The organism is Streptomyces sp. NPDC048636 (assembly GCF_040650655.1).
Classification (GTDB): domain Bacteria; phylum Actinomycetota; class Actinomycetes; order Streptomycetales; family Streptomycetaceae; genus Streptomyces.
The window spans coordinates 191,785-207,866 of record NZ_JBEZHR010000015.1 but is presented as its reverse complement, the minus strand read 5'-3'; the positions used below and the strand labels follow the sequence as shown (position 1 = coordinate 207,866).

Sequence of the window (16,082 nt, the reverse complement as noted above, 5' to 3'; positions counted from 1 at the left end):
CCCAGGCGCATGAGTCATCCGCCCCGGCCTGCCCGTATGCGGGGGCGGTCGCGGGGGGGGGCGGGGCGCCCCCCCCCCCCCCCCGCCGGGGGGGGGGGGGTCGTGAGCGACGGGGGGGCGCCCCCCCGGGGGCCGCCCCCGGCCCCGCCCCCGGGGGGGGACCCACGCGGTCCGGCCCCCCCCCCCCCCGCCCCGAAGCCCCCCGCCGCGCCCGTCCGGTCCGGACTCGGTGCGAATCGCCTGGCAGAGGTGGTGTACCGGGCACGCAACAGCTTTGTCCGCCGCTCACACAGCGGCCGTCCGGGCAGGTACCGTTCGGTAGGAGCGGCCTCATCGCCGCCTCGCTACGCCACAATTGCCGGACTTGCCTGTACGAGACGGAGTGCCACCGGATGCAGCACGCAGTGGGAGCTCCGCTGCCACCGCCCCACGGACCGGGGCAGGGCCCCGGACCGCGGGGCGCAGGCTGGGCCCAGGGCGCAAGCCACCACCCGGGCCCTCACCCGAACCCTCCCGTTCCGCCCGTGCCCCCGGCGCCCGCCCCTGCGGCCCCGCCCCCGCACCAGGTCCCGCCGCACCAGGTCCCCCCGCATCAGGGTCCGCCACACCAGGGTCCGCCTCCGCACATACCGCCGCCCGTACCGCAGGTGTCGGTTCCCTCCGTGGCGCCGCCGCCCGCCGAGGCGGCGGGGGTCACCGGCCATGTCCAGCTGCCGCCCGGCGGCCCGGTGCCGCTGCCGCATCCCTCACCGGACCAGACGGTGCCCGATATCTCGCAGACCGCGGTCGCGGTGCTGCTGATCGGACCGGCGGGTGCCGGTAAGACGACGGTCGCCCGCCACTGGGCCGACCGCCGACGGGTGCCCACCGCCCACATCAGCCTGGACGACGTCCGCGAATGGGTCCGGTCCGGTTTCGCCAATCCACAGTCGGGGTGGAACGAGAACTCCGAGGCGCAGTACCGGCTGGCCCGCCGCACCTGTGGCTTCGCCGCCCGTAACTTCCTGGCCAACGGCATCTCCTGCATCCTGGACGACGCGGTCTTCCCCGACCGGCCGGTGGTCGGCCTCGGTGGCTGGAAGCGCCATGTCGGCCCCGGGCTGCTGCCCGTCGTGGTGCTGCCCGGTCTGGAGATCGTGCTCGAGCGGAACGCGGAGCGCAGCGGCACCCGCCGCCTCAGCGATGACGAAGTGGCGCGTATCCACGGCCGGATGGCCGGGTGGTACGGCTCCGGGCTGCCGATCATCGACAACTCCACCCATGATGTGGAGACCACCGCGCGGATGCTGGACGAGGTCGTCGCCCGCTCCATCGCGAGCCCGCCCACCTGGTAGTCCCGCTCCGCACGGCGCGGTTCACCCGGTGGTTCCCGGACCCCGGCGGGCGCCGCCCATACGGCCCCGCTCGACCGGCCGCGGGGCGCGACCCTGCGTACGCTCGGGGTCATGTCCGAGGTGTACGCCGTTCGCCGTGCCCGTCTGCGCGATCAGTGCGCCACGGCCGGGAGCGGCGCCGCGCTGGTCTCCCGGCCGGCCAATGTGCGCTATCTGTGCGGTGTCGCACCGCCGGGCGCCGTGCTGCTCCTCGGTCCGGCACAGGATGTGCTGGTGGCGGCCGAGACACCGGCGGCGCCGAGCTGGGGGGTGGGCAACCCGTCACACCCCGAGGATCTGCGGCTGCTGATGCTGCCCGGCCCCGACGGCGATCCGGCCGCGGCCGCCGCCGATCTGGCCGCGGCCGACGGCGCCGAGTCGCTGGCGGTCGAGGAGCACGATCTGACCGTCGCCCGGCACCGGGCCCTCGGCCGCGCCGCCCCCAAGCTGGCGCTGGCCGATCTCGGCCGGGCGGTGGAACAGCTGCGGCTGATCAAGGACGACGAGGAGATCTCCCGGCTGCGGATCGCGGGGGAGCTGGCCGACCAGGCCCTCGGCGAGCTGCTGGAATCGATCCTGGTGGGCCGGACGGAACGCCATCTCGCGCTGGAGCTGGAGCGCCGTCTGGTGGACCACGGCGCGGACGGACCGGCCTTTCCCACCGTGGTGGCCGCCGGGCCCCATGCCGGACGAGCCGGACATCTTCCCACCGACCGCCGGGTCGAGGAGGGGGATTTCCTCACCATCTGCCTGGGCGCGGACTACCGCGGCTACCGCTGCCAGGTGGGCCGGACCTTTGTCATCGGCCCCTCGCCCGCGGACTGGCAGGTCGAGCTCTATGACGTGGTCTTCGCCGCTCAGCGGGCCGGACGGGAGGCGCTGGTGCCGGGTGCCACGTACCGCGAGGTGGACCGGGTGACCCGCCAGGTGCTGGACGCGGCGGGGTACGGAGACGGGCTGGAACCCCGTACCGGACACGGTGTGGGCCTGGAAATCGACGAGGACCCTCGGCTGGCACCGTCGGCCATGGGTAAACTGGACGCTTGTGTGCCGGTCACCGTCGAGCCGGGGGTCCACCTCCCGGGGCGGGGCGGTGTCCGGATCGACGACACGCTCGTCGTCCGCCCCGAGGCGGACGGCGGACCCGAGCTACTCACCATCACGACCAAAGAGCTGCTCGCGCTCTAGCTTCGGCTTCGGCTGATGATCGGCGCGTGGCATCTTTCTGGTCTCCATCAGCTGCCAGTCCAGGAGATCCCGCAACCGTGGCATCCACGAACGACCTCAAGAACGGCATGGTGCTCAAGCTCGAAGGCGGCCAGCTCTGGTCCGTCGTCGAGTTCCAGCACGTCAAGCCCGGCAAGGGCCCTGCTTTCGTGCGCACCAAGCTCAAGAACGTGCTGTCCGGCAAGGTGGTCGACAAGACCTTCAACGCCGGCGTGAAGGTCGAGACGGCCAATGTCGACAAGCGCGGCATGCAGTTCTCGTACAAGGACGGCGACAGTTTCGTGTTCATGGACATGGACACGTTCGACCAGGTCTACATCACCCCCGAGGTCGTAGGCGACAACGCCCGCTACCTGCTCGAGGGGTTCGAGGCGGTCGTCGCGATGTACGAGGGCAACCCGCTCTACGTCGAGCTGCCCGCGGCCGTCGAGCTCGTGATCGAGTACACCGAGCCGGGCGTCCAGGGCGACCGCTCCACCGGTGGTTCCAAGCCGGCCAAGCTCGAGACCGGCTATGAGATCGGTGTGCCGCTGTTCATCACCACCGGTGAGAAGATCAAGGTTGACACCCGCTCCGGTGAGTACCTCGGTCGGGTGAACAACTAACCGTGGCTGCCCGCAACAAGGCCCGTAAGCGTGCCTTTCAGATTCTCTTCGAGGCCGATCAGCGTGGCAGCTCCGTGCAGACCGTCCTCGCGGACTGGATACGGCACTCCCGGACCGACGACCGGCAGCCTCCGGTCAGCGAATACACGATGCAGCTGGTCGAGGGGTACGCGCAGTACACCGCGCGGATCGACGAGCTGATCGCCACCTATGCGGTGGGCTGGACGCTGGACCGGATGCCGGTCGTCGACCGGAACATCCTGCGGCTCGGCGCGTATGAGCTGGTGTGGGAGGACGCGACCCCGGACGCGGTGGTGATCGACGAGGCGGTGCAGCTCGCCAAGGAGTTCTCCACCGATGACTCGCCGGCCTTTGTCAACGGCCTGCTGGGCCGTTTCAAGGAGCTGAAGCCGAGTCTCCGCCGCGACCTCGAGCATCCGGCGTGACGCGCTTTCGCTGAGCCGTGGCGGCACCGCGCCGCCCCGCGTACGACAACCGCCGGGGGCGGTGAAGACCTGAAGGGGTCTTCACCGCCCCCGGCGGCACGTTTCTGCTGTTTTCTCCCGATGGGGGCAGGAAGAGACGACCGAGGGCGTCCGGGGGCGTCTGAGGCGGCTCAGACGTCCTCGTGCTGGACGGCGCGGCGGGCGTCGGCACCCAGCACACCCCAGCTGATCAGCTGCTCGGTCAGCACGGAGGGCGACTGGTCGTAGATGACGGCGAGGGTGCGCAGATCGTCCTGGCGGATCGAGAGCACCTTGCCGTTGTAGTCACCACGCTGGCTCTGGATCGTCGCGGCATACCGCTGGAGCGGGCCCGCCTTCTCGACCGGCACATGGGCCAGCCGCTCCAGGTCCAGTACCAGCTTCGGCGGCGGCTCGGCGGCGCCGGCCGGGCTTGTGCCCGGCAGCAGCTCCTGCACCGGAACGCCGTAGAAGTCGGCCAATTCGGCGAGACGCTGCACGGTCACGGCACGGTCGCCGCGCTCGTACGATCCCACCACCACGGCCTTCCAACGGCCCTGCGACTTCTCCTCGACACCGTGGAGGGAGAGGCCCTGCTGGGTGCGGATGGCGCGGAGCTTGGCCCCGAGCTGTTTGGCGTATTCGCTGGACATAAAGCTCCCCGGACGAAGACTGGTAACTCACTGTGAGGTTACGCAGCGTAATCTCGGTTCGTCAAGCCGAATGAGGCGGAGGGGCTCTCGCCAGGGGTGTTGACGGGCCGCCCGTACGCCCCTGCTACTGTGAATGGCGCAAATCCGACGTCCTTTAAGGTCCGTCCCGTGAGGCGGAGAAGGAGGTCCGTTTCTTATGGACGCACACACCTCGAGCCCCGCGCGTTCGGTGCTGGAAGCACCCGATATCGCGCGTGTCCTCACCCGCATCGCCCACGAGATCGTCGAGCGCGCCAAGGGCGCCGACGACGTGGTGCTCCTCGGTATCCCCACCCGCGGTGTCCATCTGGCCCGGCGGCTGGCCGCCCGGCTGGAGGAGATCACCGACCGGGCGCCCGGCGAGGTTCCCGTCGGCTCGCTCGACATCACCATGTACCGCGACGATCTGCGGCTGCGCCCGGCCCGCGCGCTCGCCCGCACCGAGATCCCCGGCGACGGCGTCGACGGCCGGCTGGTGATCCTCGTCGACGACGTGCTCTTCTCCGGGCGCACCATCCGCGCCGCGCTCGACGCCCTGGGTGACATCGGGCGGCCGCGCGCGGTCCAGCTGGCGGTCCTCGTCGACCGGGGCCACCGGGAACTGCCCATCCGCGCCGACTACGTCGGCAAGAACCTCCCGACATCGCTGCGGGAGACGGTCAAGGTCCAGCTCACCGAGGAGGACGGCCGCGACAGCGTCCTCCTCGGCCAGCGCGAGACCACCCCCGCGGACGGGCAGTAGCGCCGACGGACGGCACGGCACCCGGCGATCCCGGGGACCCGCCGCCCGTACGCCCCGGTGCCGCACCGCCGCCGCCGGACCGCCCCTGCCCGCCCGTACGCCCGCACTCCTCCTTCACCCACGGAGCACCCGGATGAAGCGCCACCTCATCTCGGCCGCCGACCTCTCGCGCGATGACGCCGTCCTGATCCTCGACACCGCCGAGGAACTGGCCCGGCTCGCCGACCGGCCGATCAAGAAGCTGCCGACCCTGCGCGGCCGTACCGTCGTCAACCTCTTCTTCGAGGACTCGACCCGTACCCGCATCTCCTTCGAGGCGGCCGCCAAGCGGCTGTCCGCCGATGTCATCAACTTCTCCGCCAAGGGCTCCTCGGTCTCCAAGGGCGAGTCCCTGAAGGACACCGCGCTCACCCTGGAGGCGATGGGCGCCGACGCGGTGGTCATCCGCCACCACGCCTCCGGCGCCCCGCACCGGCTGGCCACCTCCGGCTGGATCGGCGGCTCCGTGGTGAACGCCGGGGACGGCACCCATGAGCACCCCACCCAGGCGCTGCTCGACGCCTTCACCATGCGCCGCCATCTGACCTCCGGCACCGGCCAGGACCTCGGCGGCCGCCGGATCACCATCGTCGGCGACATCCTGCACAGCCGGGTGGCCCGCTCCAACGTCCATCTGCTGTCCACCCTCGGCGCCGAGGTCACCCTCGTCGCCCCGCCGACCCTGGTCCCCTTCGGCGTCGAGAGCTGGCCCTGTGAGGTCTCCTACGACCTCGACGCGGTGGTGGGCAAGTCCGACGCCGTGATGATGCTGCGCGTCCAGCGGGAGCGGATGAACGCCGCCTTCTTCCCCACCGAGCGGGAGTACGCGCGCCGCTACGGCCTGGACGGCGACCGGATGGCCCGGATGCCCGAGCACGCCATCGTCATGCACCCCGGCCCCATGAACCGCGGGATGGAGATCACCGCGGAGGTCGCCGACTCCGACCGCTGCACCGCCGTGGAGCAGGTCACCAACGGCGTCTCCATCCGCATGGCCGTCCTGTATCTGCTGCTCGGCGGGAACGAGTCCGCCGTCGCCGCCGCCCGCACCGAGGAGAGCAAGTAACCATGAGCGACACGAACACGACGCTGCTGCGCGGCGCGAAGGTGCTCGGCGGCGAGCCGCGGGACGTGCTGATCGAGGGCGAGCGCATCGCCGCCGTCGGCGCCGGTCTGGACGCCCCCGAAGGCGCCACCGTGATCGACGCCGCCGGACAGATCCTGCTGCCCGGCCTCGTCGACCTCCACACCCATCTGCGCGAGCCCGGCCGCGAGGACTCCGAGACCGTCCTGACCGGCACCAAGGCCGCCGCGGTCGGCGGTTTCACCGCCGTGCACGCCATGGCCAACACCTTCCCGGTCGCCGACACCGCGGGCGTCGTCGAGCAGGTCTGGCGGCTCGGCAGGGAGTCCGGCTACTGCGACGTCCAGCCGGTGGGCGCGGTCACCGTCGGCCTGGAGGGCAAGAAGCTCGCCGAGCTGGGCGCCATGCGCGACTCCGCCGCCGGGGTGCGGGTCTTCTCCGACGACGGCAAGTGCGTCGACGACGCGGTGATCATGCGCCGCGCCCTGGAGTATGTGAAGGCGTTCGACGGGGTCATCGCCCAGCACGCCCAGGAGCCCCGGCTCACCGAGGGCGCCCAGATGAACGAGGGCGTCGTCTCCGCCGAGCTCGGCCTCGGCGGCTGGCCCGCCGTCGCCGAGGAGTCGATCATCGCCCGCGATGTGCTGCTCGCCGCGCACGTCGGCTCCCGGGTGCACATCTGCCATCTGTCCACCGCGGGCTCGGTCGAGATCGTCCGCTGGGCCAAGTCCAAGGGCTGGCAGGTGACCGCCGAGGTCACCCCGCACCACCTGCTCCTCACCGACGAGCTCGTACGGTCCTACAACCCGGTCTACAAGGTGAATCCGCCGCTGCGCACCGAGGCCGATGTGATGGCGCTGCGCGAGGCGCTGGCCGACGGCACCATCGACTGCGTCGCCACCGACCACGCCCCGCATCCGCACGAGGACAAGGACTGCGAGTGGGGCGCCGCGGCCATGGGCATGGTGGGCCTGGAGACCGCGCTGTCCGTCGTCCAGCACACGATGGTCGACACCGGGCTGCTGGACTGGGCGGGCGTCGCGGACCGGATGTCGTACCGCCCCTCGGCCATCGGGCGGCTCACCGGCCACGGCCGTCCCCTCGCCGCCGGGGAGCCCGCCAACCTCACCCTGCTCGACTCCGCTTACCGTGGTGTGGTGAACCCCGCGGGCTTCGCCTCCCGCAGCCGCAACACCCCCTACGAGGGCCGTGAACTGCCGGGCCGCGTGACGCACACCTTCCTGCGGGGCCGGGCGACGGTCGTGGACGGGAAGCTGGCGTGACACCTCTGAGCAATCCGGCGGCGGGCCTCGCGGCCCTGGCCGCCGACCAGAAGTCGCAGGACGTGACGGACTGGGCCGCGCGGATCGGCTGGGTCGTCGGACTGCTGCTGGTCATCGGGCTCGTCTACTGGCTGATGCGCGAGGGCTGGAAGTGGCGCGGCACCCTCCAGGGCGATCTGCCCGAGCTGCCCCAGCCCCCCGCCGAGCCCGGCGAGCCGCGGCTGACGATGACCGGCCGCTACCACGGCTCCACCACCGCCGGGCAGTGGCTGGACCGCATCGTGGCCCACGGTCTGGGCACCCGCAGCCGGGTCGAGCTGACCCTCACCGACCAGGGCGTGAGCGTCGTACGGCCCGGGGCCAAGGACTTCTTCATCCCGGCGGACAGCCTGCGCGGTGCCCGGCTCGACAAGGGCATCGCGGGCAAGGTGCTCGCCGAGGGCGGGCTGCTGATCCTCACCTGGCTCCACGGCGACCGGCTGATCGACTCCGGCTTCCGCTCCGACCACGCCGCCGAGCACGCCGCCTGGGTCGAGGCCCTGGCCGTCAAGAACACCGAGCACAACCAGGAAGGCGCACGATGACGACCTCCACCCGGGGGGCCAAGGCCCCCGCCGTACTCGTCCTGGAGGACGGCCGCACCTTCCGTGGCCGTGCCTACGGGGCCGTGGGGGAGACCTTCGGCGAGGCGGTGTTCTCCACCGGCATGACCGGCTACCAGGAGACCCTGACCGACCCGTCCTACCACCGCCAGGTCGTTGTCATGACCGCCCCCCACATCGGGAACACCGGCGTCAACGACGAGGACCCCGAGTCCCGGCGCATCTGGGTCTCCGGCTATGTGGTGCGCGACCCCGCCCGTACGCCCTCCAACTGGCGCTCCCGCCGCTCACTGGACGAGGAGCTGACCGCCCAGGGCGTCGTCGGCATCAGCGGGATCGACACCCGCGCCCTCACCCGCCATCTGCGCGAGCGCGGCGCCATGCGGGTGGGCATCTTCTCCGGCGAGGCGATCGCCGACGAGACCGCCCTGCTGGCCAGGGTGCGGACCGCCCCGCAGATGAAGGGCGCGGACCTCAGCGGCGAGGTCGCCACCGCCGAGACCTACGTCGTCCCGGCCATCGGCACCAAGCGGTTCACCGTCGCCGCGATCGACCTCGGCATCAAGGGCATGACCCCGCACCGGATGGCCGAGCGCGGTATCGAGGTGCACGTGCTGCCCGCCACCGCCACCCTGGACGACGTCTACGCCGTCGGCCCGGACGGGGTGTTCTTCTCCAACGGGCCGGGCGACCCGGCCACCGCCGACCACCCGGTCTCGCTGATGCGCGGAGTGCTGGACCGCTCCACCCCGCTGTTCGGCATCTGCTTCGGCAACCAGATCCTCGGCCGGGCCCTGGGCTTCGGCACCTACAAGCTGAAGTACGGCCACCGCGGTATCAACCAGCCGGTGCAGGACCGCACCACCGGCAAGGTCGAGGTCACCGCGCACAACCACGGCTTCGCCGTCGACGCCCCGCTCGACGCGCCCTCCGACACCCCCTACGGGCGGGCCGAGGTCTCCCATGTCTGCCTGAACGACAACGTGGTCGAGGGGCTGCGGCTGCTCGACCGCCCCGCCTTCAGCGTCCAGTACCACCCCGAAGCCGCCGCAGGTCCGCACGACGCCGCGTACCTGTTCGACCGCTTCGTCACCCTGATGGAGGGCCAGCGTGCCTAAGCGCACCGACATCCAGTCCGTTCTGGTCATCGGCTCCGGTCCGATCGTCATCGGCCAGGCCGCCGAGTTCGACTACTCCGGCACCCAGGCGTGCCGTGTCCTCAAGGCCGAGGGGCTGCGGGTCATCCTGGTCAACTCCAACCCGGCCACGATCATGACCGACCCGGAGATCGCCGACGCCACCTATGTCGAGCCGATCACCCCCGAGTACGTCGAGAAGATCATCGCCAAGGAGCGCCCGGACGCCCTGCTGCCCACCCTGGGCGGGCAGACCGCGCTCAACACCGCGATCTCCCTCCATGAGGCGGGCACCCTCACCGAGTACGGCGTCGAGCTGATCGGCGCCAATGTCGAGGCCATCCACAAGGGCGAGGACCGCGACCAGTTCAAGGACGTCGTCGAGGCGGTCAACGCCAAGATCGGCCACGGTGAGTCCGCCCGCTCGGTCATCTGCCACTCCATGGACGACGTCCTCGCCGGTGTCGAACGGCTCGGCGGCTACCCGGTCGTCGTCCGCCCCTCGTTCACCATGGGCGGCGCCGGGTCCGGCTTCGCCCACGACGAGGACGAGCTGCGCCGGATCGCCGGTCAGGGCCTGACCCTCTCGCCGACCACCGAGGTGCTCCTGGAGGAGTCCATCCTCGGCTGGAAGGAGTACGAGCTGGAGCTGATGCGCGACAAGCACGACAACGTCGTGGTCGTCTGCTCCATCGAGAACTTCGACCCCATGGGCGTGCACACCGGTGACTCGATCACCGTCGCCCCGGCGATGACGCTCACCGACCGCGAGTACCAGATCCTGCGCGATATCGGCATCGCCGTGATCCGCGAGGTCGGGGTGGACACCGGCGGCTGCAACATCCAGTTCGCGGTCAACCCCGAGGACGGCCGGGTCATCGTCATCGAGATGAACCCGCGCGTCTCCCGCTCCTCCGCGCTGGCCTCCAAGGCGACCGGCTTCCCCATCGCCAAGATCGCCGCCCGGCTCGCCGTGGGCTACACCCTCGACGAGATCCCCAACGACATCACCGAGCAGACCCCGGCGTCCTTCGAGCCCACCCTCGACTACGTCGTGGTCAAGGTGCCGCGGTTCGCCTTCGAGAAGTTCCCGGCCGCCGACGCCCGGCTGACCACCACCATGAAGTCGGTCGGCGAGGCCATGGCCATCGGCCGCAACTTCACCGAGGCGCTCCAGAAGGCGCTGCGCTCGCTGGAGAAGAAGGGCAGCCAGTTCGACTTCACCGGCGAGCCCGGCGACCGGACCGAGCTGCTCGAGCGGGCCGTCATGCCCACCGACGGCCGGATCAACACGGTCATGGCGGCCATCCGCGCCGGGGCCACCCCGCAACAGGTCTTCGACGCCACGAAGATCGACCCGTGGTTCGTGGACCAGCTGTTCCTGATCAAGGAGATCGCGGACGAGCTGGCCGCCGCCGACAAGCTGGGCCCCGCCCTGCTCACCGAGGCCAAGCGGCACGGCTTCTCCGACACCCAGATCGCCGGGATCCGCTCGCTGCGCGAGGACGTGGTCCGCGAGGTACGGCACGCCCTCGGCGTCCGCCCCGTCTACAAGACGGTCGACACCTGCGCCGCCGAATTCGCCGCGCGGACCCCGTATTTCTACTCCTCCTACGACGAGGAGTCCGAGGTCGCCCCGCGCGAGACCCCCGCGGTGATCATCCTGGGCTCCGGCCCCAACCGCATCGGCCAGGGCATCGAGTTCGACTACTCCTGCGTCCACGCCTCGTTCGCGCTGCATGACGCGGGCTACGAGACCGTCATGGTCAACTGCAACCCGGAGACCGTCTCCACCGACTACGACACCTCCGACCGGCTCTACTTCGAGCCGCTCACCCTGGAGGACGTACTGGAGATCGTCCACGCCGAACAGCAGGCGGGCCCGGTCGCCGGGGTGATCGTCCAGCTCGGCGGCCAGACCCCGCTGGGCCTGGCCCAGGCGCTCAAGGACAACGGTGTGCCGATCGTCGGCACCTCGCCCGAGGCGATCAACCTCGCCGAGGAGCGCGGCGCCTTCGGCCGGGTGCTCACCGAGGCCGGGCTGCCCGCGCCCAAGTACGGCACCGCCTTCTCCTTCGAGCAGGCCAAGGGCATCGCCGCCGAGATCGGCTACCCGGTCATGGTCCGCCCCTCCTACGTCCTGGGCGGCCGCGGCATGGAGATCGTCTACGACGAGCCCTCCCTCGCCGCCTACCTGGAGCGGCACGCGGGGCTGATCTCCGAACACCCGGTGCTCATCGACCGCTTCCTCGACGACGCCATAGAGATCGACGTCGACGCGCTCTACGACGGTCAGGAGCTCTACCTCGGCGGCGTCATGGAGCACATCGAGGAGGCCGGTATCCACTCCGGTGACTCGGCGTGCGCCCTGCCCCCGATCACCCTCGGCGGCTTCGACGTCAAGCGGCTGCGGGCCTCCACCGAGGCCATCGCCCGCGGTGTCGGGGTGCGCGGCCTGATCAACATCCAGTTCGCGATGGCCGGGGACATCCTGTACGTGCTGGAGGCCAACCCCCGGGCCTCCCGTACGGTCCCCTTCACCTCCAAGGCCACCGCGGTACCGCTGGCCAAGGCCGCCGCCCGGATCTCGCTGGGCGCGACCATCGCCGAACTGCGCGCCGAGGGGCTGCTCCCGGCGGCCGGGGACGGCGGCACCCTGCCCATGGACGCCCCGATCTCCGTCAAGGAGGCCGTGATGCCGTGGAGCCGGTTCCGCGACTCCTCCGGGCGCGGGGTGGACACCATCCTCGGCCCGGAGATGCGCTCCACCGGCGAGGTCATGGGCATCGACTCGGTCTTCGGCTCGGCCTACGCCAAATCGCAGGCCGGGGCGTACGGCGCACTGCCCACCAAGGGCCGCGCGTTCGTCTCGGTGGCCAACCGGGACAAGCGGTCGATGATCTTCCCGGCCCGTGAACTGGTCGGCCTCGGCTTCGAGTTGCTCGCCACCTCGGGCACCGCGGAGGTGCTCAAGCGCAACGGCATCAGCGCCACCGTGGTGCGCAAGCAGAGCGAGGGCGAGGGCCCGGCCGGGGAGAAGACCATCGTCCAGCTGATCCACGACGGCCAGGTCGACCTGATCGTCAACACCCCCTACGGCACCGGCGGCCGCCTCGACGGCTATGACATCCGTACCGCCGCCGTCGCCCGCGGTGTCCCCTGCCTGACCACGGTCCAGGCGCTGGCCGCCGCCGTCCAGGGCATCGAGGCGCTGGGCCGGGGCACGGTCGGCGTCCGGTCGCTCCAGGAACACGCGGAACACCTCACCGCGGCCCGCGAGGAGTGAGGCGAGGGAGGGGGACACCGGCCGGTGTCCCCCTCCCCTCTTCGCGAGCCCCCCTCCCTCCGTGTGCAGAAAGCCCCTCATGTACTCGCTGCTGTTCAACCTGCTCTTCCGGCGCATGGACCCGGAGAAGGCCCACCACCTGGCCTTCGGCTGGATCCGGCTGGCCGCCCGCGTCCCCGGCCTGCGCACCTTCGCCGCGGCTGTCCTCGCCCCCCGCCACAAGGCGCTGCGCACCGAGGCGCTGGGGCTGCGGATGCACGGCCCGTTCGGGCTCGCCGCCGGTTTCGACAAGAACGCCGCCGCCATCGACGGCATGGCCATGCTCGGCTTCGACCATGTCGAGATCGGCACCGTCACCGCCCAGCCGCAGCCCGGCAACCCCAAGCGGCGGCTGTTCCGGCTGATCGCCGACCGCGCCCTGATCAACCGCATGGGCTTCAACAACGACGGCTCTGCCGCGGTCGCCGCCCGGCTCGCCGACCGCCGCCCCGTCTTCCGTACGACGGTCGGCGTCAACATCGGCAAGACCAAGGTCGTCCCGGAGGCGGAAGCCGTCGGCGACTATGTGACGTCCACCGAGCGGCTGGCCGCCCACGCCGACTACCTCGTCGTCAACGTCTCCTCGCCCAATACCCCCGGACTGAGGAACCTCCAGGCCGTCGACCATCTGCGGCCGCTGCTCAGCGCCGTCCGCGAGGCCGCCGACCGCACCGTCACCGACCGCCGGGTACCCCTGCTGGTCAAGATCGCGCCGGATCTGGCCGACGAGGACGTGGACGCGGTCGCCGACCTCGCCGTCGACCTCGGCCTGGACGGCATCATCGCCACCAACACCACTATCGCCCGCGAGGGCTTGGGCCTGCGCTCCGGCGCGGAGCTCACCGGCGAGACCGGCGGACTGTCCGGCGCGCCCCTGAAGGCCCGCTCCCTCCAGGTGCTGCGGCGGCTGTACGCGCGGGTGGGCGACCGGATCACCCTGGTCGGCGTCGGCGGCGTCGAGACCGCGGACGACGCCTGGGAGCGCATCCTCGCCGGGGCCACGCTGGTCCAGGGTTACAGCGCGTTCATCTACCAGGGCCCGTTCTGGTGCCGGGAGATCCACCGCGGCCTCGCCGACCGGCTGGCCGCCTCCCCCTACGCCACCCTCGCCGACGCGGTCGGCGCCGAGGTCCGCAAGGAGACCGTATGACCACCGCCCCCTTCGGCGCCCGGCTGCGCGCCGCCATGGACACCCGCGGCCCGCTGTGCGTCGGCATCGACCCGCACGCCTCCCTGCTCGCCGAATGGGGCCTCGGGGACGATGTGGCGGGCCTGGAGCGGTTCACCCGGACCGTGGTGGACGCCCTCGCCGGGCGGGTCGCCGTCCTCAAACCGCAGTCGGCCTTCTTCGAGCGCTTCGGCTCGCGCGGCATCGCCGTCCTGGAGCGGGCCGTGGCCGACGCCCGCTCCGCCGGTGCGCTGGTCCTCATGGACGCCAAGCGCGGTGACATCGGCTCCACCATGGGCGCCTACGCCGCGGCGTATCTGGACCCCGGCAGCCCGCTCTTCTCCGACGCGGTCACCGTCAGCCCCTACCTCGGCTTCGGTTCGCTCCGCCCGGCGCTGGACGCGGCGCGGGCGAGCGGGGCGGGGGTGTTCGTCCTCGCGCTGACCTCCAACCCGGAGGGCGCCGAGGTACAGCACGCGGTGCGGGCGGACGGCAGCTCCGTCGCCGCCTCGGTGCTGGCGTCCCTGAAGGCCGAGAACGCCGCCGAGGCGGCCGAGGGGCGGCTCGGCTCCTTCGGCGCGGTCGTCGGCGCGACCCTGGGCACCGCGGCGTCGCGGGCCGGCGCCGAGCTGACGATCGACGGCCCGCTGCTCGCCCCCGGCATCGGCGCCCAGGGGGCGACCCCGGCCGACCTCCCCGGCGTCTTCGGCGCGGCGGTCCGCGACGTCGTCCCGAGTGTCAGCCGAGGGGTGCTCCGGCACGGTCCGGACGCGGCTTCGCTGGTCGAGGCGGCGGCCCGAATGGCCGATGCGGTGCGGGCCGTGGCTGAATAACCGGGCTATTTTGTCCAGAAATGTACCGGTCGAGCGAGTCTGACCAGGACTTTTCGTCTGTTCTCGCTGACTGGAGCGGGATGGGCCGCTAGTCTCCGACGAGAGCGAACGTGCTGCTGCGTTGCGCGTTGCTCCGCAGGTGAGGGCCGACTAGGTTCCTCACCGGTCCATATCCGACAGTTCGATATCCGAGGTGACGAAGGCGTGGCTCTTCCGCCCCTTACCCCTGAACAGCGCGCAGCCGCGCTCGAAAAGGCCGCCGCGGCTCGCCGGGAGCGCGCCGAGGTCAAGAATCGGCTCAAGCACTCCGGCGCTTCTCTGCACGAGGTCATCAAGCAGGGCCAGGAGAACGATGTCATCGGCAAGATGAAGGTCTCGGCTCTCCTCGAGTCCCTGCCCGGCGTCGGCAAGGTCCGCGCCAAGCAGATCATGGAGCGCCTCGGCATCTCCGAGAGCCGCCGTGTACGGGGTCTCGGCTCCAACCAGATCGCGTCACTCGAGCGTGAGTTCGGCGGCGCCGCCGGCTGACGTTTCCAGGCACCCCCGGGAACCTGGATAATCGCTGCATGGCAGCACACTCCGCACGTCCGCGACTGACCGTGCTCTCCGGCCCCTCCGGGGTCGGCAAGAGCACGGTCGTCGCCCATATGCGCAAGGAACACCCCGAGGTCTGGCTCTCGGTCTCGGCCACCACCCGTAGACCGCGCCCCGGTGAGCAGCACGGCGTCCAGTACTTCTTCGTGGACGACGGGGAGTTCGACAAGCTCATCGCCAATGGTGAGCTGCTGGAGTGGGCCGAGTTCGCGGGCAACCGCTACGGCACCCCGCGCCAGGCCGTACTCGACCGCCTCGACGCGGGTGAGCCGGTGCTGCTGGAGATCGACCTCCAGGGCGCCCGGCAGGTCCGTGAGTCCATGGCCGAGGCGCAGCTCGTCTTCCTCGCCCCGCCCAGCTGGGAGGAGCTGGTGCGCCGGCTCACCGGCCGGGGCACCGAGGCGCCGGAGGTCATCGAGCGGCGGCTGGAGGCCGCCAGGACCGAGCTGGCCGCGGAGTCCGAGTTCGACCGGACCCTGGTCAACACCTCCGTCGAGGACGTGTCGCGCGAGCTGCTAGCCTTGATGAAGGTTCTATAGATCTTTTTCCTCCTTTCGGAAGGTAGAGCGTGTCCTCTTCCATCACCACGCCCGAGGGCATCATCAACCCGCCGATCGACGAGCTGCTCGAGGCCACTGACTCGAAGTACAGCCTCGTGATCTACGCGGCCAAGCGGGCGCGTCAGATCAACGCGTACTACTCGCAGCTCGGCGAGGGGCTGCTCGAGTACGTCGGCCCCCTCGTGGACACCCACGTCCACGAGAAGCCGCTCTCGATCGCGCTCCGCGAGATCAACGCGGGTCTGCTGACTTCCGAGGCCATCGAGGGCCCGGCGCAGTAGTTTCGGATCGCTGTAGTTTCAGATCGCTCATCACCGGCCCGGCACGGGGCGCCCTTCAGTGACAGCTGAGGGTC

At 71.1% G+C, this 16,082-nt stretch carries 16 protein-coding genes; 15 read left to right on the top strand and 1 reads right to left on the bottom strand.

Going from position 1 to position 16,082, the window contains the following annotated elements; all coding sequences use genetic code 11:
• The first annotated feature begins 392 nt into the window (after positions 1-392).
• The 4 genes from AB0C66_RS30670 (at position 393) to nusB (ending at position 3,651) form a co-directional block, all read left to right on the top strand.
• A complete protein-coding gene (locus tag AB0C66_RS30670; protein ID WP_362445815.1) occupies positions 393-1,334 on the top strand; it encodes a Pro-rich N-terminal domain-containing protein in 942 nt (313 codons plus the stop codon).
• A gap of 111 nt (positions 1,335-1,445) precedes the next feature.
• Entirely contained in the window at positions 1,446-2,561 is a 1,116-nt protein-coding gene (locus AB0C66_RS30665; protein ID WP_362445812.1) for an aminopeptidase P family protein, read from the top strand.
• A 77-nt stretch (positions 2,562-2,638) separates the two neighbouring features.
• Positions 2,639-3,205, top strand: a complete 567-nt coding sequence (gene efp / locus AB0C66_RS30660; protein WP_362445809.1) for an elongation factor P — start codon at positions 2,639-2,641, stop codon at positions 3,203-3,205.
• 2 nt (positions 3,206-3,207) lie between these two features.
• A complete protein-coding gene (gene nusB / locus AB0C66_RS30655) occupies positions 3,208-3,651 on the top strand; it encodes a transcription antitermination factor NusB (protein ID WP_362445806.1) in 444 nt (147 codons plus the stop codon).
• Between the two features lie 170 nt (positions 3,652-3,821).
• Here the strand turns inward: nusB and bldD are convergent, their stop codons facing one another.
• Positions 3,822-4,322 carry a transcriptional regulator BldD gene (gene bldD, locus AB0C66_RS30650; RefSeq protein WP_014056259.1) on the bottom strand — a complete coding sequence of 167 codons (501 nt, stop codon included), beginning with the start codon at positions 4,320-4,322 and terminating at the stop codon, positions 3,822-3,824.
• Positions 4,323-4,518: 196 nt separating this feature from the next.
• Between bldD and pyrR the strand changes: the two genes are divergently transcribed.
• From pyrR to rpoZ, 11 genes are all read left to right on the top strand, one after another.
• Positions 4,519-5,103 carry a bifunctional pyr operon transcriptional regulator/uracil phosphoribosyltransferase PyrR gene (pyrR, locus tag AB0C66_RS30645; protein WP_362445803.1) on the top strand — a complete coding sequence of 195 codons (585 nt, stop codon included), beginning with the start codon at positions 4,519-4,521 and terminating at the stop codon, positions 5,101-5,103.
• Between the two features lie 133 nt (positions 5,104-5,236).
• Positions 5,237-6,208: an aspartate carbamoyltransferase catalytic subunit gene (locus AB0C66_RS30640; protein WP_362445800.1), complete on the top strand. Its 972-nt coding sequence runs from the start codon at positions 5,237-5,239 to the stop codon at positions 6,206-6,208.
• A gap of 2 nt (positions 6,209-6,210) precedes the next feature.
• Positions 6,211-7,509: a dihydroorotase gene (locus AB0C66_RS30635; RefSeq protein WP_362445797.1), complete on the top strand. Its 1,299-nt coding sequence runs from the start codon at positions 6,211-6,213 to the stop codon at positions 7,507-7,509.
• Positions 7,506-8,093, top strand: coding sequence for a hypothetical protein (locus tag AB0C66_RS30630; protein ID WP_362445794.1), 588 nt, complete (start codon positions 7,506-7,508; stop codon positions 8,091-8,093). Before AB0C66_RS30635 ends, AB0C66_RS30630 begins: the two co-directional genes overlap by 4 nt.
• On the top strand, positions 8,090-9,229 hold the full coding sequence (gene carA, locus AB0C66_RS30625; protein ID WP_362445791.1) for a glutamine-hydrolyzing carbamoyl-phosphate synthase small subunit: 1,140 nt from the start codon (positions 8,090-8,092) through the stop codon (positions 9,227-9,229). The genes AB0C66_RS30630 and carA overlap by 4 nt, the downstream gene beginning before the upstream one ends.
• The gene (gene carB, locus AB0C66_RS30620; protein ID WP_362445788.1) at positions 9,222-12,533 is read left to right on the top strand and encodes a carbamoyl-phosphate synthase large subunit; all 3,312 of its coding nucleotides are present in this window, start codon (positions 9,222-9,224) and stop codon (positions 12,531-12,533) included. The genes carA and carB overlap by 8 nt, the downstream gene beginning before the upstream one ends.
• Before the next feature lie 79 nt (positions 12,534-12,612).
• Positions 12,613-13,722, top strand: coding sequence for a quinone-dependent dihydroorotate dehydrogenase (locus AB0C66_RS30615; RefSeq protein WP_362445785.1), 1,110 nt, complete (start codon positions 12,613-12,615; stop codon positions 13,720-13,722).
• The gene (gene pyrF / locus AB0C66_RS30610) at positions 13,719-14,573 is read left to right on the top strand and encodes an orotidine-5'-phosphate decarboxylase (RefSeq protein WP_362445782.1); all 855 of its coding nucleotides are present in this window, start codon (positions 13,719-13,721) and stop codon (positions 14,571-14,573) included. The genes AB0C66_RS30615 and pyrF overlap by 4 nt, the downstream gene beginning before the upstream one ends.
• Positions 14,574-14,777: 204 nt before the next feature.
• Positions 14,778-15,101, top strand: a complete 324-nt coding sequence (locus AB0C66_RS30605) for an integration host factor (protein WP_009713618.1) — start codon at positions 14,778-14,780, stop codon at positions 15,099-15,101.
• A gap of 38 nt (positions 15,102-15,139) precedes the next feature.
• The gene (gene gmk, locus AB0C66_RS30600; RefSeq protein WP_362445779.1) at positions 15,140-15,706 is read left to right on the top strand and encodes a guanylate kinase; all 567 of its coding nucleotides are present in this window, start codon (positions 15,140-15,142) and stop codon (positions 15,704-15,706) included.
• Between the two features lie 29 nt (positions 15,707-15,735).
• On the top strand, positions 15,736-16,008 hold the full coding sequence (rpoZ, locus tag AB0C66_RS30595; protein WP_003970369.1) for a DNA-directed RNA polymerase subunit omega: 273 nt from the start codon (positions 15,736-15,738) through the stop codon (positions 16,006-16,008).
• Positions 16,009-16,082: the final 74 nt, after the last annotated feature.

What these genes read in the sequence shown, in the direction of transcription:
- gmk (WP_362445779.1), top strand. Translation starts at nt 15,140, where the DNA reads ATGGCAGCACACTCCGCACGTCCGCGACTGACCGTGCTCTCCGGCCCC.
- pyrF (WP_362445782.1), top strand. Translation starts at nt 13,719, where the DNA reads ATGACCACCGCCCCCTTCGGCGCCCGGCTGCGCGCCGCCATGGACACC.
- bldD (WP_014056259.1), bottom strand. Translation starts at nt 4,322, where the DNA reads ATGTCCAGCGAATACGCCAAACAGCTCGGGGCCAAGCTCCGCGCCATC.
- AB0C66_RS30670 (WP_362445815.1), top strand. Translation starts at nt 393, where the DNA reads ATGCAGCACGCAGTGGGAGCTCCGCTGCCACCGCCCCACGGACCGGGG.
- AB0C66_RS30665 (WP_362445812.1), top strand. Translation starts at nt 1,446, where the DNA reads ATGTCCGAGGTGTACGCCGTTCGCCGTGCCCGTCTGCGCGATCAGTGC.
- AB0C66_RS30635 (WP_362445797.1), top strand. Translation starts at nt 6,211, where the DNA reads ATGAGCGACACGAACACGACGCTGCTGCGCGGCGCGAAGGTGCTCGGC.
- carA (WP_362445791.1), top strand. Translation starts at nt 8,090, where the DNA reads ATGACGACCTCCACCCGGGGGGCCAAGGCCCCCGCCGTACTCGTCCTG.
- AB0C66_RS30615 (WP_362445785.1), top strand. Translation starts at nt 12,613, where the DNA reads ATGTACTCGCTGCTGTTCAACCTGCTCTTCCGGCGCATGGACCCGGAG.
- AB0C66_RS30640 (WP_362445800.1), top strand. Translation starts at nt 5,237, where the DNA reads ATGAAGCGCCACCTCATCTCGGCCGCCGACCTCTCGCGCGATGACGCC.
- pyrR (WP_362445803.1), top strand. Translation starts at nt 4,519, where the DNA reads ATGGACGCACACACCTCGAGCCCCGCGCGTTCGGTGCTGGAAGCACCC.